General features: G+C 68.9%; 22 protein-coding genes. 9 read left to right on the top strand and 13 right to left on the bottom strand.

The features are described 5' to 3' along the window. Nucleotides 1–1,633 (bottom strand): phosphoglycerate dehydrogenase (gene serA / locus ACFU5M_RS22365; protein ID WP_379052300.1); only part of this gene is annotated, 1,633 nt, incomplete at its 3' end. A 143-nt stretch (nucleotides 1,634–1,776) separates the two neighbouring features. Here serA and ACFU5M_RS22360 point away from each other — a divergent pair. Then, nucleotides 1,777–2,331, top strand: a complete 555-nt coding sequence (locus ACFU5M_RS22360) for a TetR/AcrR family transcriptional regulator (protein ID WP_379052297.1) — start codon at nucleotides 1,777–1,779, stop codon at nucleotides 2,329–2,331. A gap of 68 nt (nucleotides 2,332–2,399) precedes the next feature. Beyond that, nucleotides 2,400–4,109, top strand: coding sequence for an alpha/beta fold hydrolase (locus ACFU5M_RS22355; RefSeq protein WP_379052294.1), 1,710 nt, complete (start codon nucleotides 2,400–2,402; stop codon nucleotides 4,107–4,109). Between the two features lie 860 nt (nucleotides 4,110–4,969). Here ACFU5M_RS22355 and ACFU5M_RS22350 read toward each other — a convergent pair. Next, the gene (locus ACFU5M_RS22350; RefSeq protein WP_379052292.1) at nucleotides 4,970–5,896 is read right to left on the bottom strand and encodes a LysR family transcriptional regulator; all 927 of its coding nucleotides are present in this window, start codon (nucleotides 5,894–5,896) and stop codon (nucleotides 4,970–4,972) included. A gap of 92 nt (nucleotides 5,897–5,988) precedes the next feature. Between ACFU5M_RS22350 and ACFU5M_RS22345 the strand changes: the two genes are divergently transcribed. Both ACFU5M_RS22345 and ACFU5M_RS22340 read left to right on the top strand, forming a co-directional pair. Beyond that, the gene (locus tag ACFU5M_RS22345) at nucleotides 5,989–7,179 is read left to right on the top strand and encodes an MFS transporter (RefSeq protein WP_379052289.1); all 1,191 of its coding nucleotides are present in this window, start codon (nucleotides 5,989–5,991) and stop codon (nucleotides 7,177–7,179) included. Between the two features lie 53 nt (nucleotides 7,180–7,232). Beyond that, complete coding sequence (locus ACFU5M_RS22340; RefSeq protein ID WP_379052287.1) at nucleotides 7,233–8,039, top strand: DNA polymerase beta superfamily protein; 807 nt, start codon at nucleotides 7,233–7,235, stop codon at nucleotides 8,037–8,039. A 3-nt stretch (nucleotides 8,040–8,042) separates the two neighbouring features. Here ACFU5M_RS22340 and ACFU5M_RS22335 read toward each other — a convergent pair whose 3' ends face one another. Then, entirely contained in the window at nucleotides 8,043–8,399 is a 357-nt protein-coding gene (locus ACFU5M_RS22335) for a winged helix-turn-helix transcriptional regulator (protein WP_379052285.1), read from the bottom strand. A gap of 17 nt (nucleotides 8,400–8,416) precedes the next feature. Here ACFU5M_RS22335 and ACFU5M_RS22330 point away from each other — a divergent pair, with 17 nt between their 5' ends. Then, nucleotides 8,417–8,722, top strand: a complete 306-nt coding sequence (locus tag ACFU5M_RS22330) for a dihydrofolate reductase family protein (protein WP_379052282.1) — start codon at nucleotides 8,417–8,419, stop codon at nucleotides 8,720–8,722. 57 nt (nucleotides 8,723–8,779) lie between these two features. Here the strand turns inward: ACFU5M_RS22330 and ACFU5M_RS22325 are convergent, their stop codons facing one another. From ACFU5M_RS22325 to ACFU5M_RS22285, 9 genes are all read right to left on the bottom strand, one after another. Beyond that, nucleotides 8,780–8,983 (bottom strand): cold-shock protein, encoded by a 204-nt coding sequence (locus ACFU5M_RS22325; protein WP_054814460.1) that lies wholly within the window; start codon nucleotides 8,981–8,983, stop codon nucleotides 8,780–8,782. Between the two features lie 466 nt (nucleotides 8,984–9,449). Next, the gene (gene iolD, locus ACFU5M_RS22320) at nucleotides 9,450–11,291 is read right to left on the bottom strand and encodes a 3D-(3,5/4)-trihydroxycyclohexane-1,2-dione acylhydrolase (decyclizing) (protein ID WP_379052280.1); all 1,842 of its coding nucleotides are present in this window, start codon (nucleotides 11,289–11,291) and stop codon (nucleotides 9,450–9,452) included. Then, nucleotides 11,282–12,178 (bottom strand): 5-deoxy-glucuronate isomerase, encoded by an 897-nt coding sequence (iolB, locus tag ACFU5M_RS22315; RefSeq protein WP_379052277.1) that lies wholly within the window; start codon nucleotides 12,176–12,178, stop codon nucleotides 11,282–11,284. The genes iolD and iolB overlap by 10 nt, the downstream gene beginning before the upstream one ends. Before the next feature lie 147 nt (nucleotides 12,179–12,325). Next, entirely contained in the window at nucleotides 12,326–13,219 is an 894-nt protein-coding gene (locus tag ACFU5M_RS22310) for an aldolase (protein ID WP_379052274.1), read from the bottom strand. A 378-nt stretch (nucleotides 13,220–13,597) separates the two neighbouring features. Continuing rightward, on the bottom strand, nucleotides 13,598–14,548 hold the full coding sequence (gene iolC, locus ACFU5M_RS22305) for a 5-dehydro-2-deoxygluconokinase (protein ID WP_379052272.1): 951 nt from the start codon (nucleotides 14,546–14,548) through the stop codon (nucleotides 13,598–13,600). Next, nucleotides 14,545–15,327, bottom strand: a complete 783-nt coding sequence (locus ACFU5M_RS22300; protein ID WP_379052269.1) for an ATP-binding cassette domain-containing protein — start codon at nucleotides 15,325–15,327, stop codon at nucleotides 14,545–14,547. Before ACFU5M_RS22300 ends, iolC begins: the two co-directional genes overlap by 4 nt. Then, the gene (locus ACFU5M_RS22295) at nucleotides 15,324–16,370 is read right to left on the bottom strand and encodes an ABC transporter permease (RefSeq protein ID WP_379052267.1); all 1,047 of its coding nucleotides are present in this window, start codon (nucleotides 16,368–16,370) and stop codon (nucleotides 15,324–15,326) included. Before ACFU5M_RS22295 ends, ACFU5M_RS22300 begins: the two co-directional genes overlap by 4 nt. A 10-nt stretch (nucleotides 16,371–16,380) precedes the next feature. Continuing rightward, nucleotides 16,381–17,382 carry a sugar ABC transporter substrate-binding protein gene (locus ACFU5M_RS22290; RefSeq protein WP_379052266.1) on the bottom strand — a complete coding sequence of 334 codons (1,002 nt, stop codon included), beginning with the start codon at nucleotides 17,380–17,382 and terminating at the stop codon, nucleotides 16,381–16,383. A 9-nt stretch (nucleotides 17,383–17,391) separates the two neighbouring features. Then, nucleotides 17,392–18,288, bottom strand: a complete 897-nt coding sequence (locus tag ACFU5M_RS22285) for a TIM barrel protein (RefSeq protein ID WP_379052263.1) — start codon at nucleotides 18,286–18,288, stop codon at nucleotides 17,392–17,394. 248 nt (nucleotides 18,289–18,536) lie between these two features. Between ACFU5M_RS22285 and ACFU5M_RS22280 the strand changes: the two genes are divergently transcribed. Beyond that, nucleotides 18,537–19,541, top strand: coding sequence for a LacI family DNA-binding transcriptional regulator (locus ACFU5M_RS22280; protein ID WP_379052260.1), 1,005 nt, complete (start codon nucleotides 18,537–18,539; stop codon nucleotides 19,539–19,541). A 31-nt stretch (nucleotides 19,542–19,572) separates the two neighbouring features. Then, the gene (locus ACFU5M_RS22275) at nucleotides 19,573–20,592 is read left to right on the top strand and encodes a Gfo/Idh/MocA family oxidoreductase (protein WP_379052258.1); all 1,020 of its coding nucleotides are present in this window, start codon (nucleotides 19,573–19,575) and stop codon (nucleotides 20,590–20,592) included. 50 nt (nucleotides 20,593–20,642) lie between these two features. On the opposite strand, the gene ACFU5M_RS22270 is transcribed toward ACFU5M_RS22275, so the two are convergent. Further along, nucleotides 20,643–21,110 (bottom strand): NUDIX hydrolase, encoded by a 468-nt coding sequence (locus tag ACFU5M_RS22270; RefSeq protein ID WP_379052256.1) that lies wholly within the window; start codon nucleotides 21,108–21,110, stop codon nucleotides 20,643–20,645. Nucleotides 21,111–21,223: 113 nt separating this feature from the next. On the opposite strand from ACFU5M_RS22270, the gene ACFU5M_RS22265 reads away from it, so the two are divergent. Beyond that, entirely contained in the window at nucleotides 21,224–22,588 is a 1,365-nt protein-coding gene (locus ACFU5M_RS22265) for a cytochrome P450 (RefSeq protein WP_379052253.1), read from the top strand. 253 nt (nucleotides 22,589–22,841) lie between these two features. Further along, nucleotides 22,842–23,870, top strand: coding sequence for a DNA cytosine methyltransferase (locus ACFU5M_RS22260; protein ID WP_379052250.1), 1,029 nt, complete (start codon nucleotides 22,842–22,844; stop codon nucleotides 23,868–23,870). The last annotated feature ends 1 nt before the right edge of the window (nucleotide 23,871 follow it).

The raw sequence follows: 23,871 nt of genomic DNA, 5'->3' as shown, positions 1-23,871 counted from the left end.
CGAGGCGGATGTCTCTGGGTTGGAGGCGGATCCACGGGTGAGCCGTTGCATTCGCGGCCAAGTTGCCATCGCGACCACGCCGGGTAAGGTGCGGCACGTCGGCGGGCACCTCGCGAGCCACCCGCAGCACGACGGTGGCGCCTTCCTTGTCGACGTCCTGGGTCAGCTGCGCGGCCAGGATGTCGACCTCGGCCTCCCCGAGCTTGGTGCCGATCCGGCCCAGCGCGCCCGGCCGGTCCTCGTAGTTCAGGATGGCCAGGTTGAGGCCCTCGGCGCGCATGTCGTAGTTGCGGCCGTTGATGTTGACGATCTTCTCCACCAGCTGCGGCTCGGTCAGCGTGCCCGCCACGTTCAGGGTGCTGCCGTCGCCGAACACGGCGCGCAGGTCGACGACGCTGCGGTGGCTCGGGCTCTCCGAGGCCGTGGTGACCTCGGCGGTGATCCCGCGGTCCTTGGCCAGCGCGGGCGCGTTGACGAAGGTGACCTGGTCCTCGACCAGCGCGGAGAAGATGCCGCGCAGCGCGGACAGCTCGAGCACGCCGACCTCCTGCGCGGCCAGCTCGCCGCGCACCTGAATCTCCACGCTGACCGGCAGCTCGTTGGACAGCGCGCCGAGCAGGGCGCCCTGCTTGCGGACGATGTCCAGCCAGGGGGCGACCTCTTCGCCGACGGTGCCACCGGTGACGTTCACCGCGCCGGGCACGAACTCGCCCGCCAGCGCCAGCAGCACCGACTTCGCGACATCGGTGCCCGCGCGGTCCTGGGCCTCGGAGGTGGAGGCGCCCAGGTGCGGGGTCACCACGACCTGCGGCAGCTCGAACAACGGGCTGTCGGTGCACGGCTCGGTCTCGAACACGTCCAGGCCCGCGGCGCGTACGTGGCCGGACTTGATCGCCTCGGCCAGGGCGGCCTCGTCGACCAGGCCACCGCGGGCGGCGTTGACGATGATCACGCCCGGCTTGGTCTTGGCGATGGCCTCCTTGCCGATGAGCCCCGTGGTCTCCGGGGTCTTCGGCAGGTGGATCGAGATCAGGTCGGCCCGCTCGAGCAGCTCGTCGAGGGTGAGCAGTTCGATGCCGAGCTGCGCGGCGCGCGCGGGCGACACGTACGGGTCGTAGGCGACGATCTTGGTCTCGAAGGCGGCCAGGCGCGCGGCGAACAACTGGCCGATGCGGCCGAGGCCGATGACGCCGACGGTCTTGTCGAAGATCTCGACGCCGTTGAACTTGCCGCGCTGCCAGGTGCGCTCGCGCAGGGTGGCGTCGGCGGCGGGAACCTGGCGGGCGGCGGCCAGCAGCAGGGTGACCGCGTGCTCGGCGGCGGTGTGGATGTTCGACGTGGGTGCGTTCACGACCATGACGCCGCGCTCGGTGGCGGCGGGCACGTCGACGTTGTCCAGGCCGACGCCCGCGCGGGCGACGATCTTCAGGTTCTTCCCGGCTTCCAGGACCTCGGCGTCGACCGTGGTCGCCGAGCGCACGAGCAGCGCGTCGGCCTCGGGCACCGCGGCCAGCAGGGCCGGGCGGTCGGGTCCGTCGACCCACCGGACCTCGACACCGTCACCGAGCGCGTCGACGGTCGACTGGGCGAGCTTGTCGGCGATCAGAACTACAGGACGGCCTGCTTGGCTCACGTGGAGTACTCCTGGGGAATGGGGTCGGCAATTACCGCCGAACAGCTTAGTGCGCGCGATTTCCACCCCGGCTACCACCTGGTAGGCGGGCGGCCTCAGTCACCCGCCTGGCAGAAATATGAAGACCGGTCTACAGTCGATATATGGGCGTGAAAGGCACCGAAACTCGCGGCAAACTCATCGACGCGGCGCGCACGCTCGTTGAGCGGCACGGCTACTACGGCGCGGGGCTCAACCAGATCCTGGCGGCCAGCGGGGCGCCGCGCGGGTCGTTGTACTTCCATTTCCCCGGTGGCAAGGACGAGTTGGTCGCGGCGGCGATCGCCCAAGCGGGCAAGGAGATCACGGCGTTGATCGACACGATCGAGCCCGGCGACGCCGCCGCGGCCGCGAGCAGGCTGCTGCGCGCGTTCGGCGACCGGTTGGAAGCGTCCGGCTGGCAACAGGGCTGCCCGGTCGCCACGGTGGCCTTGGACGTCGCGGCCGGAAACGACCCGATCCAAGCGGAGTGCGCCGCCGCGTACGTCGCGTGGGAACAGGCGTTGCGGCTGCGGCTGCGCGCCGAGGGCCGCCAGGATGCGGACGACTTGGCCGCAGCGGTGCTGGCGCTGGTCGAGGGCGCGCTGCTGCTGGCCCGCGCCCAGCGCAGCCGTGAGCCGCTGGAACGGGTCGAACGCACCCTGCACACCCTGATCTGAGGGCGGACATATCACCGCCCTTTTCGCGTGTCCACAAAATATGTAGACCGGTCTAGTAAGGAGAAGTCATGTCCGACAGCATCGTGTTCGGAGCCGCCGGGTTCCTCGGCCGCAACGCGGTCGCCCGTTTACTGGAGCAGGGGCATTCCGTCACCGCCGCCCTACGGCCGGGCAGCGAGGAGCGGCTCACCGGTTGGTTGCGCCGCCGAGGCGTGGACTCCGGCGGGCTGCAGATCGTTGCGTGTGATGTCACCGCCCCTGACCTCGGCCTACCCGCAGATTTCGATCCCGCCGGAACTCGCGACGTGTACAACTGCGCCGCCCGCTTCGCCTTCGGGCTCGCGCGCGAGGACGCGTACGCGGTCAACGTCACCGGTGCGCTGCGGGTGCTCGAGTGGGCCGCCGCCCGGCCCGAGCTGCGACGCGTCGTGCACATCACGGGATATCGGATCACCGTCGAGGAATCCGAGGAACAGCATTACGAGAGGGGCGCGTACGGCGCTTCGAAGTTCGAATCCGACCCGCTGCTGCGCCGGCGGGCGGATGAACTCGGCGTCGCGCTGACCATCGCGAATCCGAGCAGCGTGATCGGACCCGGTCAATACGTCGGGCTGTCGAGCGTCGTCGAGGACCTGTGGAACGGACGGCTCCCCGCCGTCCCCGGCGGCCCCGCGACCTTCGTGCCGATCGTCGACCTGGACTACTTCACCGATTTCTTGATCAGCCTGCCCGCCCTGCCGGATACCGCGGGTCGCTCGTACACGGTGCTGGATGATCGAACTCCCGAGCTGCCTGGACTGATTCGGCTCCTGGCCGGGCACCTCGGCGTCCGCGCGCCGCGCTTCTCCATCCCGGTCGGCCTCATCGCGAAACTTCCGCGTGCGCTGACCGGCGCCGATCCGGAAACGATGACGTTCATCGCCGAAGACCGCTACGACACGTCGGCGGCGCGGGAGGTGGCCCGCCGCGCCGGGCTCACCATGCCGCCGACCGAGGCGACCTTGCTGACGTGGGCCGACCATCTCGTGGCCAGCCGGTTCGGCGCGGTGGCCGACGATCCGACCGCCGGATTCGTCGACGGCGTATGGGTGAGCGGCGATCGAGCGCGTCCGGATTATGTTCTGGTGCACGGCCTTCCGCTCGATGGCGAGTCGTGGAACGAGATGCGCGCCGAGTTGGACGGGTCGAGCCTCGTCCTCGACCTGCCCGGCCTGGGGCGCTCGGCGCCCGGCGATATCGACGCGGCGTTGCCCGAACTGCTCGGTTCCATCCGTACCCGACCCGTGCTGGTCGGCCACTCGCTCGGCTGCGGTCCGGTACTGCGATACGCGGCGGAGCATCCCGAGCGGGTCTCCGGAGTTGTTCTGGTGGCTCCCGCGTTCCTCCAGCCGCACTCCGGCTTGCTGCTGCGCTCGCCACTGGCCGCGGCGGCAATGCGGCGGATGTCGGCCGGTTCCCTGGCGGATCGGCTCGGTGTGCCGGAGAGCGCCGCGATCGCGAGCGCCGCGGCGAACCTGCGCAGGCCGGGCGTCGCCGCCCGCACCGTCGCCGCGCTGCGCAACGCGAGCGCCCCCGCACGGCGCGAGGAATTGCGCGCACTGCTCGAGCGACTCGACGTGCCGGTGCGGATCGTCGCCGGTTCGGCCGATCCGGTCACCGTCGCGACAGCCCGGGAGACGATTTCGGTCGAGGGCGCCGGGCACTACCCACAGTTGACCCATCCCACTCTGCTCGCGGCCGAACTCGCCCGAAGTTCCGCCGTCGCGGCACGCGGCTGATCGGGTTCACGCCGTCGCGGCACGCGGCTGATCGAGTTCACGCCGTCGCAGCACGCGGCTGATCGAGTTCACGCCGTCGCAGCACGCGGCTGATCGGGCTCACGCCGTCGCGGCACGGTCGAGGTCGACCTGCGCTGTCGCGGCACACGGTTGATGCTGCGCGACTGCACACGGTCATCCGCCCCCACGGCGACACCGCCCGGAGTCCGTCAGCGCCCACCTCCCACAGCGGCGGGCCCCCACACCATCCGGTGCGGGGGCCCGCTCGGTCACGCCTTCGGTCGGCGTGGAACCCGGTCGATCGCCTCGACCGTCACGTCGGTCAGCGGCCGCCGAAGGAGCCCGTCCACAGCGTGTCGACAAGGCCGTGCAGTGCAGCGCCGAGCGTATCGAAAAGGCCGTTCAGAGCAGCGCTGCCGGTGTCGATGATGACGGGGATCATGGAAATACCTCTTCCTCGAAACATTATCCAGTCGAACTGGCTGACACGGGGCACATCGGCAGCGACTCGATTCCGGTTACGTAATTCGACAATATGGAGATACAGACCACATTCGATCGCAATAGTGGTCGCTACCACAGTAACTAGTGCATCTGAGCTGCGAATCTAGTCAAATGTCCAGGTCCAAGCAGTAAATTGAGCTCACAAATTCGCTCGGCTAACGATGCGCCGGAGAAAGTGGAATCGAGTTTCCCCCAGCCCAGCAGTAGGATAATTCGCACAACTCCGACGACGGCCGCCGACCTGACCGATAGAGCCTGTGAATAACTCTTTATTTACCTGTCCGGCGGCTCCTGAATTCTTCTACCCCTGTCTGCACCGGAATCCGGCGACCGCAGCGATCCGGGCAGCGGACAGGTCAGGAAACCTCCATGGTGACCATTCGCACACCCTCGGCTCTCTTGGTGGCGGCCACTGCCCGGGAGAAGGCCCTCACCCGCGGGGTCTCGCGGTAGCGGTGCCACACCAGCCCGAGCCGGGACTCGGGGATCCCGATCACCGGCACGAAGGTCACCGGCCGCCTGCGATGCGATTCGGCGGTCGGATGGCACAGCAGCATCGCGCCGCGACCGGCCGCCACCGCGGCGAGGCCCTCCTCCAACGTGCCGACCTCCGGACCGGGGCGCACCGTCCGGCCCTCTGGCGTCACATCCAGCGTCTGCGCCCTGCGCCAGTACTCCGGCGCGGGAGCGCGCACTCCGACCAAGGGGAACTCGGCGATGTCCTCGACCGACAGCTCCGCGCGGCCCGCGAGCGGATGGGAACTGGCCATTGCGAGCGTCTGCGGCTGCCCTGCGAACACCGGTCCGAGCACCAGGTTACGCTCGCCCACCGGCAGCAGCACCACCGCGGCATCGACCTCGGCGCGCCGCACCGCGCCGAACGGATCGGCAAGCGCGATCTCGGCCAAGTCGACCACGCAGTCCGGGTGCCGCCGCTGGAAGAACTCGACCGCGGCCATCAGGTGATCGTTGCCCGCCCCCTGGAACCCGATGCGCAAGATCCCGTCCATCCCCCGGGCGGCGGCACGGGCTCCGTCGACCGTCGCGCGCAGCGCGGCATAGGCGGGCCGCAGCTCGGCGAGGAAGTCCGCGCCGAGCGGGGTCAACTGGACGGTGCGGCTGGTCCGTTCCACCAACTGCCCGCCGACGCGCCGCTCCAGCGCACGCAGCAGCTGGCTCACCCGGCTCTGCGACACATACAGCCGCGCTCCGGCCCGCCCGAAATGCAGCTCCTCGGCGAGTGCGAGAAACGCCTCGAGTTCACGGATCTCCAACCCGCCCATCGGGCTCCCTTCCACGGTCGATGAGTCCAGCTCATAGAACGATGAGTCCTTCGGTGTTGTTTCCTCCGGCCGTGAACCGTTGCCTGGAGGACATGACACACGTTCGGGAAATCGTTGCGCCGCGACCGGTTTCGGCGCTGCGCGGCTGGCTCGGCGTCGGCGCCGTGACAGCAGGCACGTTCACGGTGGTCACCTCCGAGATGCTGCCGGTCGGCCTGCTCACCCCGATCGGCTCGGCGCTGCGGGTGAGCGAAGGCCGCGCCGGTCTCGCTTTGACGGTGACGGGCCTGGTCGCCGCGGTGTCGGCGCCCGTCGTCACCGCGGCGTCGGGCCGGCTCGAGCGCAAGGTGGTGCTGTGCGGGTTGATGGCGGTGCTCGCGCTGGGCAATTTCGGTGCGGCCTGGGCGCCCACCTTCGGTGTGCTGATCGGGGCGCGGGTGCTGGTCGGCATCGGCATGGGCGGCGTGTGGGCGATCGCGGCGAGTCTGGCGGCGCGGCTGGTGCCCGCGCGATCGGTCATCGCCGCGACGTCGCTGGTCTTCTCCGGTGTCGCGGTCGCCTCGGTGCTCGGCATCCCCGCGGGAACCTTCCTCGGCGCGCTGGCCGGGTGGCGGATCACGTTCGTGGCCGCCGCTGGTCTGGCGCTGCTGGTGCTCGCGGCTATGGCGGCCTTGCTGCCGCGTCTGCCCGCGGTCGAGACCATGGCGTTGGGTGGCGTGCTACGGCTGGGCGGGCAGCCGGGCTTGCGCGTCGCCCTGCTCGTGGTCGCGTTCCTGGTCACCGGCCACTTCGCCGCCTACACCTACGTGCGGCCGGTGCTCGAGGAGGTGACCGGCGTCGGCGCGCAGACGATCGGCACGCTGCTGCTGGCCTACGGGATCGCCGGTGTCGCGGGCAATTTCGCGGCGGGTGCGGCGGCGGCGCGCGCACCGCGGAGGACTCTGGTCGTGATCGGATCGGTCCTGGGCGGCGCGGCGATCGCCTTGCCTTTGCTCGGCGCCTCGCTCCCACAGGCCGTCGCGCTGATGATCGTGTGGGGTCTGTCCTATGGCGGCGTCTCGGTGAGCGCGCAGAGCTGGGTCTTCGCCGCGTCACCCCAGCACAGGGAAGGCGCGTCCGCCCTGTTCACCGGAGTTTTCAATGCCGCCATCGCACTGGGGTCGCTGATCGGAGGACTGGCCGCGGACGGGATCGGCCTCGCCGCCGCCCTGTGGCTCGGTGGCGCGCTGGCCGTCGTCGCCGTGCTCGTCGCCACGTTCCGGGCAGCCACCCCTCGCCCATGAGCGGCGGCGAAAACCAGCTGCGTCAACCCTTTTCGGCACCTACCATCGCGTTCATGTCTCTGCGCGCGATTCCGGCTTCGATGGACCCGACGGTGGTCGGGTCCATCGATCGTGAGCTGGACCGGGTCGAGCGGGAGCACCGGGTCTCGATCCGGTTGGCGATCGAAAGCGGCAGTCGGGCCTGGGGATTCCCTTCCCCGGATTCGGACTACGACTGCCGGTTCGTCTATGTCGCGACGCTGGAGACCTACCTGTCCCCGTGGCGCACCCGCGACGTGGTGGAGACGCCGCTGACGGGCTTGCTCGACGTGAACGGCTGGGATCTGGCCAAGGCGCTGCGGCTGTTGGTGCAGGGCAACGCGGTGCTCATCGAGTGGCTGATGTCGCCGATCGTGTATCGCGGCGACGCGGATTTCCGCGACCGATTGCGCGCGGTGGCCGACGAGGTCGCCGAGCGCGACAAGGTCGCGCGGCACTATCTGCACCTGGGCGCCAAGCAATGGGCGCTGTTCGAGCGCACCGGATCGCTGAAGAAGGTGTTCTACGCGCTGCGGCCTGCGATGGCGCTGCGGTGGCTGCGCGAGCATCCCGCGGCGGCGGTGGCGCCGATGCATCTGCCGACGCTGTTGCGGCAGTGCGAGCTGCCTGCCGAGTTGGCGGCTGCGGTGACCGAGCTGACCGACCTGAAGTCGCGAACCCGGGAGATGGGCAGCGGATCGGTGCCCGCGCCGATCACCGCGTTCATCGCCGCCGAATTCACCCGCGCCGCCGAAGTGTTCCGCAGGTCCGGTGGCGGTGACCGCACGCGTGCCCGCGCGATCACCGCGGAGTTCTTCCGCTCCGAGGCGCTGGCGGGCTGACTGCTACGTCCCGGAGGTCGCCGGCTCCTCCGCATCGGCGGACTCGGTGACCGCGTCGGCGTAGGCCTGCGCGAGCTGTTGCGTCGCGGACCGACGGTCCGGGTCCGGGCGCGGAATCCCGAGGTGGCTCGCGCGTAGTTCGTCCATGAATTCCGCCCAGAGTCGCGGACAGCCCGCCTCGAGCAATTCGGCCCGCACCCGAAGACGCCGGGTGGTCGGGCGGTGCCGCAATCCCCACGCGCCGAGCTGCACTATTATAGGCACCAATTGGATGGCCGGTTCGGTAAGCCGGTATTCGGCCTTCTGGCCGGGCCTCGTGTCGGCGCGGCTGAGCAGTCCCGCCTCGTCCTGACACACCACCCGCGCCCGCACTCCCGATGGACGGCGGCACGACATTCCACTTCGCGGACGACACTCCCGAAGCGGTGCTGCGCCGGGCGTTCGGCGCGGCCGACGGCCAGGACGTACGCCTGGGCGGCGGCGCTGCGACAGTGCGCGCTTACCTGCGGGCGGGTCTGGTCGACGAGCTGCACTTGGCCGTCGTCCCGATCCTGCTCGGGGCGGGCGAGCGGCTTTACGACGAACTGGGGCGCGGTGCCGGGCTACGAGGTCGCTACGGTGGCGCACTCCCCCGCCGTCACCCATGTCACCTTCACCCGCTCCGCGGCGTGAAGACCCCCTGAACAGGTGAAAGGCCCCGCACCATTCCGGTGCGGGGCCTTTCGAAAGCTAAGTCGCGATCAGAGAACGCGGACGTCCTGGGCCTGCGGACCCTTCTGTCCCTGGCCGATCTCGAACTCCACGCGCTGCCCCTCATCGAGGGACCGGAAACCCGCGCCGCTAACAGCCGAGTAATGCACGAAGACGTCGGGCCCCCCGCCGTCCTGTGCGATGAAGCCGAAGCCCTTCTCGCTGTTGAACCACTTCACAATGCCTTGAGCCATTTCATACTTTCTGTAGACGAGCCAGGTAGGTGTTATGAGATGCCCTGGCCTCGTAGATCAACGATGCCACGATCCGACGAATTACTCACGTTCCGCACCACCAACTGTGAGCTAACGCTCACGACGACGCTCGGCTCCGTCGTGCGCGACGCTCGCTCAGGGGGCTGGGTCTGTCACCTCCCACGCTCGGTCGGGTGCCGGTCCGCGCGATTTCGCCGGACCCGTCTGTCGGGTACCCGCACTTCGCGTCGAAAAACGCCCGTCGCCATCTCCCGGCGAGCACACCCCGCCCGGATGGGCCACCGCGCCCGGCTTCATGGGACTCCTTCTTCGACGCGGCTCGGCACCGATGCACCACCGCTACCAGTTGTGTTGTGCCCCAACTGATTTCAGTGTACCGCAGGCAAACTTCGACAAATCAGCGTACGTCCGGGGCGCACCGCGCGCACCGTTCTTTAAGTTCTGTTCACGGCCGGAGATAGCGCACCTGACGCGGTTTCGTCTCGTCGTACGCGGCGCGGCCGGGCAGCTGGTCCGGCACGCCGACTTCCCACCACGCGCCCGCATCGGTCCACGCCGACGGCTGTGTCCGCACGACGAGCACGGCCGGACGGCGCTCGGCTATCGCCGCCGCCCGTGCATGCGCGTACGCCTCCCGGAATTCGTTCAGATCCGAGGCAGTGAAAGCGGAACACCCCAGCGCGGCGGCGTGGGCGGCGAAATCGACGCGGGGCGGATGGTCGTGCGCGGTGCGGCAGTCGGCGTAGAAGTTGTTGAACCGCTCGCCGCCCTGCCCCTCTTGCAAGCGGGCGATCACGGCGTACCCGTCGTTGTCGCAGACCACGGCGACGAACGGATGCCCGGCGAACGCCGCCGAGAACAATTCCGAGTTCAGCATCAGATACGAGCCGTCCCCGAGCAGGGTCGTCACCATGCCTTCGGTCCGTGCCATGGCCGCGCCCCACGCGCCCGCGAGCTCGTAGCCCATGCAGGAGAAGCCGTATTCCACGTCCATGTCCGGCGCGCCGCCGTTCGCCCGCCAGCCACCGACGAGTTCACCGGGCAAGCCGCCCGCGGCGGTCAGCACGTAGTCGCTCGGCTCGCTCAGGTCGTTCACGGCACCCACCACCTGGGCATAGCTCGGCACGCCGGGTGCCGGTGCGCGCAAGGCGTCGATGTGCGCGTCCCAAGTGCCGCGCAGTGCGGCGGCTCGCGCGGTCCACTCGGGGTCGGCATGCCACTGCCCCACCTGCCCGGCCAGCTCGCGCACGGTGGCCTCGGCGTCCCCGACCACCGCGCGAGCGCCGTGCTTGACCGCGTCGAAGCGTGCCACGTTGATCGTGACCAGCCGGACATCCGGCGCGAAGAGCGTCCAGGACGCGGTGGTGAAGTCCTGCAAACGGGTCCCGACCGCGAGGATCAGGTCGGCTTCGGCGGCCATCGCGTTCGCCGACGCCGAGCCGGTGATGCCGAGCGGCCCCGCGAACAGCGGATGCTCGTGCGGCACGAGGGTGCGGCCCGCGGTGGTTTCCACGACCGGAAGGCCGTGCCGCTCGGCGAAATCGAGCACGGTGTGCCCCGCGCCCGAATAGCGGACGCCCCCACCCAGCACCACCAGCGGACGGCGCGCGGCGCGCAGGGCGTCGACGGCGTCGGCGAGCGCTCGCTGATCGGGACGCGGCCGTCCGACACGGTGCACCACCGGCTCGAAGAGCGCGTCGGGGAAGTCGTAGGTCTCGGCTTGGACGTCCTGCGGGAGCGCGAGGACGACCGGACCGGCATCGGCCGGATCCGTGAGCACGCCGACCGCCTGCGGCAGGGTTGCGAGCAGCTGTTCCGGGCGGGTGATGCGGTCGAAGTACCGGCTCACCGGCCGGAACGCGTCGTTCACCGTGACGGTCGGGTCGCCGAAGTGCTCGACCTGTTGCAGGACCGGGTCCGGCGCCCGTCCGGTGAAGGTGTCGCCGGGCAGCAACAGCAGCGGCAGTCGGTTCGCGTGCGCGACGCCCGCCGCCGTCACCATGTTGAGCGCGCCGGGACCGATCGACGAGGTCACCACACCCACCTGACGCCGGTGGGCGGCCTTCGCGTAGCCGACGGCCGCGAGCGCCATCCCCTCTTCGGTGTGCCCGCGCCAGACCGGGAGTTCGGCGCGCCGCTCGTGCAGCGCGGTACCGAGGCCGAGCACATTGCCGTGGCCGAAGATCGCGAAGACGGCGGGGAACAGCGGCGCCTCGCGGCCGTCGAGCGTCTCGCAGCGCTGGGCGATCAGCCAGGCCACCAGCGCCTGCGCCGTGGTCAGTCGCATCCCGACCGTCCTTCGTTCGAGGTCACCGGGCAGCGTGGATCGAGAGGCTCGGCGTCCCAGCGCGCCCGCACCCAGCTGTGGGCGGGGTCGTCGCAGAACGCCATCGATCGCTCGGGTGCCGGGCCGGCCAGCACGTTGAGGTAGTACATGGGGTAACCGGGCGCCGCGATGCACGGGCCGTGATAGCCGCGCGGGATCAGGAAGACGTCACCGTCACGGACCGCCACATTCTCGTCGACCGTGCCGTCGGCGGTGTAGTTGCGGTGCAGGCCGAATCCCTCGCGAGACGGCGTGATCCCGTCCCGTCCGGCGATGCGGAAGTAGTAGATCTCCTCGTTGACGACTTCGCAGGCACCGGCCGAGTCGTGCTTGTGCGGCGGGTAGGACGACCAGTTGCCGTCCGGGGTGATCAGCTCGCAGGCATTGAGCTTGTCCGCGTGCTCCCACACGCCGGGTATCCCGAAGTTGGTGACCTGGCGCGTAGCGCTTCCAGCCCCGCGGACTTCTACCGGCACCTGCTCGGCGGGGCCGTATCTCGGCTCCAGGCGTTTCGTACAGCGGGCCGTCGGCAGCGCCACCTCCAGGTCGGCACCCTCGGCCACCAGCTCCACCTCGGCGTCTCGCGGAACGTAGGCGAAATCCGTGACCCGGGTGAAGACCGAATCCCGCCCGGTCAGGCTGAAGGTCGCGCCGTCCACGCGCACCGTGCACGCACCGGCCAGGGGCAGGACGAACGCCTCCGACTCACCCGTTCGAACGATCCGCGATTCGCCCGCGCCTATGCGAAGCACGCGCAGACCTGCGTAGGCCCATCCGGCGTCCTCAGGGGTCAGCAGGATCGGGTCACCGTCGTGGCACAGGGTTCCTTCGGGCCGATACAGTGTCATCACACCTCCTCTGTCCGGGTTCCCCGGATACCGGCGATCCGATTCCTCCGTGGGAGGACATATTCGACCGCCACGTTCGCGGCAGGCCACCACTTGTCGCCAGCGGTGATGTCAGTGCGCAGACCTGCCCGACGAGGCTTCCGCGCTTCATCGGGTTTCCTTCATCAGGCGGGCGGCACTCTCGACCGCCTGGGCGACATCTCCGTCGGGCGGATACAGCAAGGTGCGGCCGACCACCAGACCGCGAACGACGTCATGTCCGAGCGCCCCGCCCCACAACGCGCGATCAACCGCCGAGTCACCGGACGGGGCACCGCCCAGCACGAGAACCGGCAGCGTGGTGGCGTCCAGCACGGAGATGTCGCTGGGCGCGGGAATCTTCAGCCAGGTGTAGGCAGAGGTGACACCGAGCCCCGAGGCCACCGTGATCGCCCGGGACAGCGAGACCGCGTCCTTGCTCATCACCAGCGCACCGGATTCGTCCCGGTGATACGGCAACGGTTCGACCATCGCCATCAGCTCGTGCGCCGCCAGTTCCGAGACCGCCCGCGCGCAGGCTTGCAGCGTCGGCACGGTGCCCGCGTCGGAATCGACCAGGCGCAGCAGCATCTTGCCTCCGTCGAGCCGGAACCGCGCCAAGGAGCCTGCGTCGTAACCGGTGAAGCGGTCGTCGATCTCCCACTCCGCGCCCGCCAGTCCGCCGCGATTCATCGACCCGATCACGACCTTGTCGTCCAGTGCGTCCAGCAACAGCAGTTCCTCCACCACATCCGGTGAGCCGAGCACTCCGTCGACGTGCGGGTCGGCCAGCGCGATCAGCAACCGCTCCAGCAGGGTGCGCCGATCGGCCATGGCCGTGCGGTCCGCGCCGACACCCAGCGCGCCGCGCGCGGGGTGATCCGCGGCGACCAGGAACAAGGTCTGCTTGCCCGCCATCAGGTCGGAGCGGCGCACCCGTTTCGCGTAGGCCCGCTCGACCGCACCGGGGTCCGTCGCCCGTACGTGCAGCAGCTCGCGCCAGCGTTCGTCGGTCAGGTGCATGAAGGCGCCTCCGTTCCACGCTGATGGCTCGGCCGCACCACGGTTGTTCCCCTCAGCGCCCGATCCAGCGCCGCGACTCCTCCAGACCGCACCCGGTGCGGCAGCACCACAACTCCTTCGGTCCGCGCCCGGCTCATCCGAACCATTACTCCTCTCCGCCCAGCTGCGCCACAACAGTTCATCGAGTTCCGCCCCGGCTCCACCGCACGGCAACTCCTCCAGCTCCGCGCCCATTCAGCCGAACGGCGACCTTTCCAGTTCCGCGCCGATTCAGCCGCACGGCGCCTCCTCCAGCTCCGGGCCGGCTCTTCGACATCGCCGCTCCCCGACGTCTGCGCCGATTCAGCCGCACAGCAACTCCTCGAGGTCCTCGCCGATTCAGCCGCACAGCAGTTCCTCGATCTCAGCGCGTGTCGGCATCGCGTCCGCGCAGGCGAGACGCGCTGCCACCAGCGCGCCCGCCGCGTTGGCGAAAGTGGCGATGCGCCGTGGGTCCCAGTCGGAGAGCAGGCCGTGGATCAGCGCGCCGCCGAATCCATCACCCGCGCCCAGCCCGCACACCACTTCTACGCGGCAAGGCGGCACAGTCCAGCGTTCCCCGGCGGTGGCCACCAGCACGCCGTCACCGCCTTGCTTGATCACCGCGAGACGCACTCCACGGGCGAGCAGACGATCGGCCGCCGCGTCCGGGTCGGCGGTGCCCACCGCCACCTCGACCTCCCTACGGTTGCCGACCACCACGTTCACGTGGTCGACCATCCACCCGATCTCGGCCCGCGCGGTGGCCACGTCGGGCCAGAACATCGGCCGATAGTCCAGATCGAGCACGGTGTGCCCGCGTCGCGCGCGCCGTAGCAGGATCTCGCGCTGTGTGCCGCGCCCCGGCTCCGCGCTCACTCCGGTGCCCGTTACCCACAGCAGTGGCACGGCATCCACGACCTCCCAGGGCACCTCGTCCGGAGTGATGGTCAGATCCGGCGCGATCGGCGCACGGTAGAACAGCAGCGGCGGATCCGACGGCGGCGTCAGCTCGCAGAAGACGACGGGCGTCTGGAGGTTCGGCGCGGTCGTCACGTAACGGGACGAGACGCCGAAGTCCTCCAGCGCCGTGCGCACGAAGTCGCCGAAGCCGTCCGGGCCTACCTTCGTCAGAACCGCGGAACGACGGCCGAGGCGGGCGGCGGACACGGCGACGTTGGTCGCGGTGCCGCCCAGGAATTTCGCGAAACTGCGCACCTGTGCCAGGGCGACGCCGCTCTGTTCGGGATATAGATCCACCCCGACGCGACCGATCGTCAACGCCTCCAGCTCACCCGCCCGCGCGTTCACGGCGTCTCCACGCGCTGCAATTCGTGCCGCAACGCCTCCAGTTCCGCCCCGCCTGCCATCTGGCGGGTCAGTTCGGGCAGGTCGATCTCCGATTTCTTGTACGCGCCCAGCATCGCGCCCCGCTTCAGCAGCAGGAATCGGTCGCCGACCGGATAGGCGTGGTGCGGGTTGTGCGTGATGAGCACGACGCCGAGCCCGCGTTCGCGCGCCTGCACGACGTACTTCAGCACCACCCCGGCCTGTTTGACGCCGAGCGCCGCGGTCGGCTCGTCGAGGATCAGCACCTTCGCGCCGTAGTGCACGGCCCGCGCGATCGCGACGCACTGCCGCTGGCCGCCCGACAGCGTGCCGACCGGCTGTTCCATATCCCGGATCTCGATGCCCATGTCGGTCAACGCCGTTCGCGCGATATCACATCCCTTCTTGCGGTCCAGCAAACGGAAGGGGCCGTATCCGAAGGTGGGCTCGGATCCGAGCACGAAGTTGCGCCACACGCTCATCAGCGGAACCACCGCGAGATCCTGGTAGACCGTCGCGATGCCACGATCCAGCGCCGCTCGCGGCGAGGCGAACCGGACCGCCGAGCCTTCCACGCGCAGCTCGCCGCGGTCGTGCTGGTGCACCCCGGCCAGGATCTTGATCAGCGTCGATTTGCCCGCGCCGTTGTCGCCGAGCACGCAGGTCACCTCGCCCGCGTTCACCACCGTGGACACTTCGCGCAGAGCGACGACGCCGCCGTAGCTCTTGCCGAGGTTCACGGCCTCGATGAGGGAAGTCATCGGCGCACCCTTTCGGCTCGTTTCTGGAATCTGTTGTTGACCAGGACCGCCGCCAGCAGCAGCACACCGAGGAACAGCATGAACCAGTCGCTGTCCCACCGCGCGAAGACGATGCCCTGGCGCGCCATGCCGAAGATCAGCGCACCGATCGCGGCGCCGACCGCCGAGCCGAAACCACCGGTGAGCAGGCACCCGCCCACCACGGCGGCGATGATGTAGTGCAACTCGAGTCCGACACCTTGGTTGGCCTGCACACTCGCGAACCGCAGGATGTTGCAGGAACCCACCACCCAGCCCGCGAACGCGGTGCCCATGAACAGCAGGATCTTGGTGCGGTCGGCGGGCACACCGACCGCGCGGGCGCTCGGCAGTGCACCACCGACGGCGAAGATCCAGTTGCCGAATCTGGTGCGGACCAGGATCGTCGCCGCGATGGCGGTCAGCACGATCCACCAGACCACCGACGCCTGGATGTGCGCGTCGCCGATGTCGAGGGTCGAGGCGAAGACCCAGCCCGCCGACGCGTAGCCGTCCGCGCCGCGCAGGCCCGAGACCTGCACCGTGTCGGTCACCAGGCGCGTCACGCCGAGGTTCAGACCTTGCAGGGCGAGGAAGGTGCCCAGCGTGACGATGAAACTCGGCAAGCCGGTGCGCATCACCACCCAGCCGTTGAACGCCCCGACGGCCAGCGCGAAGACGAGCGAGGCCAGCAGCGCGAACCAGACGTTCCATCCGGCGTGCACCGCCAGCAACGCGGTGACCAGCGCCGTGGAGGCCGTCATCACGCCCGCCGACAGGTCGAACTCGCCGCCGATCATCAGCAGCGCCACGGCCACCGCCATGATGCCCAGCGTGGAGGCGTCGTCCAGCCAGGTAGCGACGCCGAGCGGGCTCAGGAACCGGTCGGTGACCAGCGAGAAGAACACGAACACCAGCAACGCTCCGAGCGCGGCGCCGATCTCCGGCCGCACGGCCAGACGCTGGAGCGGCGAGAGACCTGGCCGGTCCTGCGTCGAGTCGGATGGTTTTGTGGCAACGATCATTTCATCCACCTCAGCGCGTGCCCTGCGCGACGAGCGCGGCGACGGCGTCCACATTGCTCTTGTCGACGAAGCCCGGCCCGGTCTGCACCGGCGCCCCGCCTCCGACGGTGTTCAGGTTCGTCCGGTACAGCTTCAGCAGCACGATCGGCAGATATCCCTGCTCGTACTGTTGCTGATCGACCGCGAACAGCAGCTTTCCCGCCCTGATCGACTCCACCACATCGGCATTCAGGTCGAAGGTCGCGACGGTGGCGGGCGAGCCGGCCTCCCGGACGGCGTCGACGGCTCGCGCGGCGACCTGGGAGTTGAGCGTCAGGACCGCGTCGATGGACCGGTCGGCTTCCAGCGCGCCCTTGATCCTCGATTGCGCGTCGGTCGGGTTGTTGATGTCCACCTGAAGCGTGGTCGCGACACCGAACGCCTTGGTCGCGCCCGCGCAGCGCTCGTTCGCGCCGATATTGCCCGCCTCGTGGATGACGCACAGCATCTTCCCGCGCCCGGCCTCGGCGAGCCGCTTTCCCGCGGCCTGCCCGGCCAGCGATTCGCTCTGCCCCACATGGACGAACGCGCCGAACTCCGCGCTCTCCGACTCGCCCGAGTTGATCGTCACCACCGGAATGCCTGCGACAAGGGCCTTTTCGACCGACGGGCGAAGTGCCTCGGGATTGGCCATAGACACGACGAGACCGTCGACGCCTTGCGCCACGGCGTTGTCGATCAGCTTCGCCTGCTGACCGGGATCACCGGAAGCGTTGTACTCCACCCGGATCCCCAAATCCTTGCCCGCGGCCTCCGCACCGTTCTTGACCACATTCCAGAACGCGTCACCCGGACTGCCGTGGGTCACCACCGCGACCGATCGCACTGTCCCGACCTCGGTCGGCGCCTGCGACGGGGCGGGCGCGTCGGCGCCGGGGCCGCTGCACGCGGCCAGGAGAGCGGCCGCGGCGATCCACGGCAGCAGGCGGGTCCGGTGACGCGCGGTCGCGCCGCGTCGTGATCGCGAGAACATCCTCATCCCCTAGATCCCGGCCGTGGCGAGCGCGATGTCACCGAGGAACCGCAGGCTTCGTCCGGTGTCGCCGCTGGGCTTCGCCGCCGAGGCGTGTGGGCGCAGCGCGGCGTCCTGCTCCAGGACGTACCAGCCCCGATACCCCGCGCTCCGCATGCTGCGCACGAGTGCCGCGATGTCGACGTCCCCCTCGCCCAGCGGGACGTACAGCCCACGGCGCACCGCCTCGCTGTACTCGAGCTTTCCGCCGCGAACCTGATCGGCCAGCGGGCCGCGGACATCCTTGAGATGAACGTGCCCGATTCGCTCGGTGTGCCGCCGGGCGAGCCGAACCGGGTCGGTGCCGCCGACGAGCAGATGCCCGGTGTCCAGGCAGATGTCGAGATCGGAGTCGGCGAGGAACCGCTCGACCTCGGCTTCGCGCTCCACATGCGTGCCGACATGCGGATGCAGCACGGTGCGCAGGCCGTACGCGGCGGCGGCATCGCGGATCTCGGCGGCGGTGTCGATCACGGCGCGCCAGTGCGAGTCGTCGAGTCGCGGGCGATCGTCGTATCCGCCGAGTCCGGTCGCGGCGGCGAGCACGAGCACTTCCGCGCCCGCGGCGGCCAGCAGCGCGGCGGTCTCCTCCGCCCGAGCGAGGGCATCGTGCCGGTCGCGGTGCAACACGACGGCGAGGAAGCCGCCGACCACGGTGATACCGAAGGCCGCGAGCAGTCGCCGCAGTTCGCTCGGGTCGCGCGGCAGGTAGCCGGGTGGCCCCAGTTCGGTGGCGAACAGGCCGAGCGCGGCCATCTCCGACAGAACGGTGCGTGCGTCGAGCAGGTGACCCCAGCCCGGGACCTCGCAGACTCCCCAGGAGATCGGCGCGGCCGCGAGGCGCAGCGAATGGAGGGATTCGGTCATCGGCACTTCTCCGACCTTCGATATCGAGTTGACGCCGCTGTAGTTGGAGCGCTCCAACTATGTAACGCGGGTCATAGTGTGTCAAGAGGGTGCGGCGTGCTGGCCAAAGCGGTTCTACCAGCGGTTATTACGGCTTTTGCGATGCGTTCGCGGACGGCGGAGAACGGTTGGAGCGCTCTATTGATCCCCTCGGACACACCGCGTATCGTCCGTCCGGCAGGGGCAGGTGATCGCGGAACGGAGGCGCCGTGGCTCGACCGACCATGGAAGACGTCGCCGCGCGCGCGGGCGTCTCCCGCGCCCTCGTCTCGCTGGTCATGCGCAACTCGCCGAAGGTCAGCGAGCACCGCCGCCGCGCCGTGCTGGCCGCGGCCGAAGACCTCGGCTACCAACCGCACATCTTGGCCCGCTCACTGGCCAGCCGGACCTCCAGCATCGTCGGCGTGCTGGTCTCCGATCTGCGCAACGCCTTCTTCGCCGACGTCGTCGAAGGCATGGACACCGCCGCGCAGGAATCCGGCCTCGAACTGATCCTCAATACCGGCCGGCGCAGCGCCGCACGCGAACACACCGCGTTGGCGAGCCTGCTCTCGTTCCGGCCGGGAGGCGTCATCCTGCTGTCGCCCATCCTGCCCGCCGCCGCGATTCGCGCGGCGTCGCAGCAGGCTCCGCTCGTGCTGGTGTCGCGCCCCTCCACCGTCGCAGGCATCGACACGGTCAATGACGACGGCGAGGCAGGCGCCGCCCTCGCCGTCGATCACCTGGTCTCGCTCGGGCACCGGCGCATCGTCCACCTCGACGGCGGCGGCGCGTGGACCTCCGCGCCGCGACGCAAGGGCTACCGGACCGCCATGCAACGTCACGGCCTGGAACCGATGGTCGTGCCGAGCGAGCACACCGACTCCGCCGGCACGGCCGCGGTGCGCAAACTACTGAACCTGTTCTCCCGCGACAACTTTCCCACCGCGCTGGTGTGCGGCAACGACTTCAACGCCGTCGGGGCGATGTCCGCGCTGCAAGAAGCGGGATTGCGAGTGCCGGAAGACGTCTCGGTGGTCGGCTACGACAACACCTCGCTGGCCGCCCTGCGTCACGTCGCGCTGACCACCATCGATCAGCCCCGCATCCAGATGGGCCGCCTCGCGATCGAGGCGCTGGCCGAACGACTTCGCGACGGCCGCGCCACGCCGGTCCGTCGCCGGTTGGAACCCTCGCTCGTCGTCCGCTCCACCACGACCGCCCCTGGCCGCTGAGGCCCGCCGCGATTCCTACGAAGGAGAGCCGATGTCCTCCCACCGAGCCGTCACGCTGGGCCTCGCCGGAACCGGCCGCATCGGCACCGCACACGCCGAAACCCTGCGGAGATCGCCCAACGTGGCCACCGTTCTGGTCGCCGACGCCGACGCGGCCCGCGCCCGCACCACCGCCACCGACCTCGGCGTCGAATTCGTTCCCGACCTCGACACCCTCTTCGCCGCCGACCTCGACGGCCTGATCATCGCCACCGCCACCGACTCCCACCCCGAACTCATCATCCGCGCCGTCGACGCGGGCATCCCCGTCTTCTGCGAGAAGCCCGTAGCCGCCGACGTCACCGGCACCCTCGCCGTAATCGACCACACCCGAAACTCCCCCGTCCCCGTCCAGATCGGCTTCCAACGCCGCTTCGACGCCGGTTACCGCGCGGCGCGCGAAGCGATCCGCTCCGGCAAACTCGGTTGGCTGCACACCTTGCGCGCGACGACCCTCGACCCGGCCCCACCGCCCGCCGAATACATCGCGCGCTCCGGCGGCATCTTCCGCGACTGCGGAGTCCACGATTTCGACATCATCCGGTGGGTGACCGGACGCGAGATCACCGAGGTCTACGCGCTCGGGGCGAATCGGGGTGCGTCATTCTTCGCCGAAGCGGGCGACGTCGACACCGCTTCAGTGCTACTGCGTCTGGACGACGGAACCCTCGCCACCGTGTCCCTGACCCGCTACAACGGGACGGGGTACGACGTGCGACTGGAGGCGTTGGGCTCGAAGGGAAACGCGATCGTCGGGCTGGACGACCGAGCGCCCCTGACTTCCGTCGAACCCGGCCACGGCCCCTCCCCCTACCGTCCCTATGCGGGGTTCATGGAACGGTTCCGTCCGGCCTACGCCGATGAACTGTCGGCGTTCATCGAAGTCGCGACCGGTCAGCTCGACAATCCCTGCACACCGGTCGACGCATTGCAGGCGTTCTATATCGCCGAGGCGTGCGAGCTGTCGCGGCGGGAAGGCCGGGCTGTCGAGACAGCGGAAGTTCGGCGCTGAGAGGTCGCCGAGATCTCTCGAACCGAGACGATCCGAGAAGCGGCTGCACCTCAATGCCGGATCAAACCGCCGACCGGGACGGGAGCGACGTGGCCGGTCGCCGGAAGGGTCTGCGCCAAGGCGAGACCGATATCGACGAGTGATGACCGGCGCAGGCACGCGACGTCGGGGATCGGAGTCCAGATCGACTCGGCGGTCGAACCGTCGGGCTCAGGCCGGAGTCGGCCGCCGGTGACGCGGACCTGGTAGAAAATGCCTACGTTCTGGTGCTCGACTCCGGCACGCGCGGCGGCCGCGGGGATCACCCTCGAGTCCACGCCGAGCAGACGTTCGACTACCCCGTGGCAGCCGGTTTCCTCAGCAAGCTCCCGGGTCACCGCGTGGAACGGATCCTCCGCGTGCTCGACACCGCCTCCTGGAAGAGTCCAGTTGCTCTCGCCGCTGGGCGGTACGTGACGGGCGAGCAGCACCCGCCCATCCTCGATGCATACGGCATACGCCGCCAGTCTGAAACTCATTCCGCAACTCCCGCCCGACCTCATCCCGATATCTGCTGCTCGATGTTCGTCGACGGACGCGACAAACACGAACTGCTGAGCGAAGATGGCACAGGAACTTACGAGGGGCCTCCATGAGTACGCATACGGTTGTCGGCCGCCCTGTCCAGCGAGCGTGGCCGGTCGTCGGTCACGGGCTGGCCCTCCGACGCAGGCCATTGGAGTTCTTCGCCGAACTGCACCGGTCACCGGAACCGTTGGTGCGAATTCGATTGGGCAGCAGAGACGCCTACCTGCTGACCGCGCCGGAGCTGATCGATGCGGTGCTGCGCGGCAAGGCGGCGCACAGCGTCGAGAAGGGGGCGTTCTTCGAAGCCATGCGAGCGCTGTTGGGCGATGGCCTGTCGGTGTCGGCCGAGCCCAAGCATCTGCGCCATCGCCGTCTGATGGCACCAGCCTTTCATTACGAGAGAATCGCCGGCTACGTGCGAACCATGCAGCAAGAAGCCGACGCCATGGTCGACAGCTGGAGCGACGGCGCCCGATTGGAGCTCGACGACCGGTTGCGGGTGCTGGCCATGCGAATCGTCGCAAAGGCGTTGTTCGCCAGCGAACTCGGCGAAGAGGTGATCACCGAGTCGCTGCGTTCGTTCCCGATCATCGTCGACGAGCTACCGAAACGCACCATGATGCCGTGGCTGACGCACGTACCGCTGCGCAACCGCACGTTCGACGCCGCAGTGCGCAGGCTCTCCGATGCGATCGACCGCATCATCGCCGAATACCGAGCGAGCGAAACCGATTACGGCGACTTGGTATCGATGCTGCTCGCCGCCCGCTTCGACGACGGCACCGGGCTCACCGACCGTCAACTCCACGACGAAGTGATGACGCTCTATGCCGCAGGGTTCGCCACAACCGCCAACACCTTGGCTTTCGCCTTCTACGAGCTGGCGCGGCGAGCGGATGTGCGGGAGCGCGTCGAAGAGGAAGTGGCCGAGGTCTTACGCGGCGGCCCGGTCACCGCCGACAACATTGAGCGTCTCGAATACACCGAGCGAGTGATGGCGGAGACGCTGCGCCGATACGCTCCGACCTGGCTCGGCACGCGCGAGACGATCGAGGAAATCGACCTCGCCGGAGTCACGTTGCCCGCGGGCACCACGCTGTTCTACTCGCCGTACACACTGCACAACAACCCGAAGTACTTCGAGGATCCGGCACGGTTCGACCCGAACCGATGGACACCGGAATACCGCAAGACCGTGACCCGGTCCGGGGTGTATCAGCCCTTCGGCCTCGGCAACCGAAACTGCATCGGCGAGCCGTTCGCGTGGTACGAAGCGGTCACCATTCTGGCTACGGTAGTTGCACGGGCGCGGCTGGAGCTGACTCCGGGAGTCGGCGTGCACGAGGTCGCGCGGGCCACGTTGGAGGTGAATCATCTTCCGGTGACGGTGCGGCTGCGGACCGCGGCGCAGACCCCGCCGTCGGGCTGAACGTCAGCCCCTTGTTGTGGATGTCCCCACGACCATCGCCGTCCGATCAGGACTACGAGACCTCTCCCCAACGACCACGAAGCGCTGGTTTGCAGCGCCGCCATACGCACGCACGTCCGAGGGCTCGCCCGCACTACCGGCAAGGACACTGAGTCCTCGAGTAGTGCAAGCCTTCGATTCCGAGCAGCGGAACGGGTGGTCACAGTTGCGCACTATCCTGAGTGAGAACATCTACCAGGCGGGGAGGTAGGCATTGTCCAACGCAGAACACAACGATTTTCGAGTGGTGCCCACGGGTCGGCGAATGCGTTCGGTGGAGTTCTGTGCGGGTGCCGGCGGACTCGCGCTCGGCCTAGAGCAGGCGGGATTCGACCCCATCCTGCTTCTCGACAATCGCGACGTCGCGTGCGCGACGCTGCGGACGAATCGGCCTCACTGGAATGTCCTCAACAAAGACCTGCTGAAGTTCGAACCGCAGTTCGATCTCCCGCGATCGACAGAGATTGATCTCTTGGCCGCCGGCCTCCCGAGAGTGAAATCTGCGGCAACGGCATCGAGACAGCGCGGCAGCGGCTGGGAATTGGAGTTGCTCGAGTCAACGGGGCGGTTGGCATCCGAACTGCGACCCCGCGCCTTGCTGATCGAAAACGTGCCCGACATGGTCACTCGACCCGAATACCGTGAGAGCAGGTCATGCGTCGAAAAGTATCTCGATGCCGCTGGTTACGAGTACCGCTGGCTGGTGGTCGACGCGCGTGACTTCGGGGTACCTCAGCACCGACTGCTGGGTATGCTGGCCGCCTTGCGCGATGGCGGCATCACACGCTTCGAAATGAGTCTGACGGCTCCGCCTCCGAGCTTGAACTTGACCGTCGGCACGGTGTTGCGGCCGTCCATGGGTGCACGCGGCTGGCCTCAGGTCGACGAGTGGGCTGCACAGGCGAACGAGATCGCACCGACCATCGTCGGTGGCTCATGGGATCGCGGCGGTGGAGACCTCGGGCCTCAGGGCTCTGTTCGAGCTTGGGCGAGAATCGGCGTCAACGCTCGATCGATCGGCGACGAGCTACCAGCTGCCGACTTCGTCTGGAGTCCGACCCTCGGTTCCGATCGCATGGTGAAACTCACCATTGATCAAGTCGCTACATTGCAGGGGTTCCCCTCTTATTGGCGCATCGAAGGTGGCAAGACAGCGCGATATCGCCAGGTGGGAAATGCGACCCCCCCACCCGCGGCGTTCGCGGTCGGCCTTGCCCTGCGGGCCGCGTTGATCGACTACTGAG

It is taken from the genome of Nocardia sp. NPDC057455, from assembly GCF_042802775.1.
Taxonomy (GTDB): Bacteria; Actinomycetota; Actinomycetes; order Mycobacteriales; family Mycobacteriaceae; genus Nocardia.
The sequence above is the reverse complement of the archived record's forward strand: the minus strand, read 5'-3'. Positions and strand labels throughout refer to the sequence as shown.

Bases quoted from the DNA above. Each gene is read 5' to 3' on its own strand.
- ACFU5M_RS22350 (WP_379052292.1), bottom strand. From the start codon at position 5,896: ATGGGCGGGTTGGAGATCCGTGAACTCGAGGCGTTTCTCGCACTCGCC.
- iolD (WP_379052280.1), bottom strand. From the start codon at position 11,291: ATGCGACTGACCACGGCGCAGGCGCTGGTGGCCTGGCTGATCGCCCAG.
- ACFU5M_RS22360 (WP_379052297.1), top strand. From the start codon at position 1,777: ATGGGCGTGAAAGGCACCGAAACTCGCGGCAAACTCATCGACGCGGCG.
- iolB (WP_379052277.1), bottom strand. From the start codon at position 12,178: ATGACACTGTATCGGCCCGAAGGAACCCTGTGCCACGACGGTGACCCG.
- ACFU5M_RS22275 (WP_379052258.1), top strand. From the start codon at position 19,573: ATGTCCTCCCACCGAGCCGTCACGCTGGGCCTCGCCGGAACCGGCCGC.
- ACFU5M_RS22340 (WP_379052287.1), top strand. From the start codon at position 7,233: ATGTCTCTGCGCGCGATTCCGGCTTCGATGGACCCGACGGTGGTCGGG.
- ACFU5M_RS22355 (WP_379052294.1), top strand. From the start codon at position 2,400: ATGTCCGACAGCATCGTGTTCGGAGCCGCCGGGTTCCTCGGCCGCAAC.
- ACFU5M_RS22290 (WP_379052266.1), bottom strand. From the start codon at position 17,382: ATGTTCTCGCGATCACGACGCGGCGCGACCGCGCGTCACCGGACCCGC.
- ACFU5M_RS22330 (WP_379052282.1), top strand. From the start codon at position 8,417: ATGGACGGCGGCACGACATTCCACTTCGCGGACGACACTCCCGAAGCG.
- ACFU5M_RS22300 (WP_379052269.1), bottom strand. From the start codon at position 15,327: ATGACTTCCCTCATCGAGGCCGTGAACCTCGGCAAGAGCTACGGCGGC.
- ACFU5M_RS22310 (WP_379052274.1), bottom strand. From the start codon at position 13,219: ATGCACCTGACCGACGAACGCTGGCGCGAGCTGCTGCACGTACGGGCG.
- ACFU5M_RS22270 (WP_379052256.1), bottom strand. From the start codon at position 21,110: ATGAGTTTCAGACTGGCGGCGTATGCCGTATGCATCGAGGATGGGCGG.
- ACFU5M_RS22265 (WP_379052253.1), top strand. From the start codon at position 21,224: ATGAGTACGCATACGGTTGTCGGCCGCCCTGTCCAGCGAGCGTGGCCG.
- ACFU5M_RS22325 (WP_054814460.1), bottom strand. From the start codon at position 8,983: ATGGCTCAAGGCATTGTGAAGTGGTTCAACAGCGAGAAGGGCTTCGGC.
- ACFU5M_RS22295 (WP_379052267.1), bottom strand. From the start codon at position 16,370: ATGATCGTTGCCACAAAACCATCCGACTCGACGCAGGACCGGCCAGGT.
- ACFU5M_RS22345 (WP_379052289.1), top strand. From the start codon at position 5,989: ATGACACACGTTCGGGAAATCGTTGCGCCGCGACCGGTTTCGGCGCTG.
- ACFU5M_RS22285 (WP_379052263.1), bottom strand. From the start codon at position 18,288: ATGACCGAATCCCTCCATTCGCTGCGCCTCGCGGCCGCGCCGATCTCC.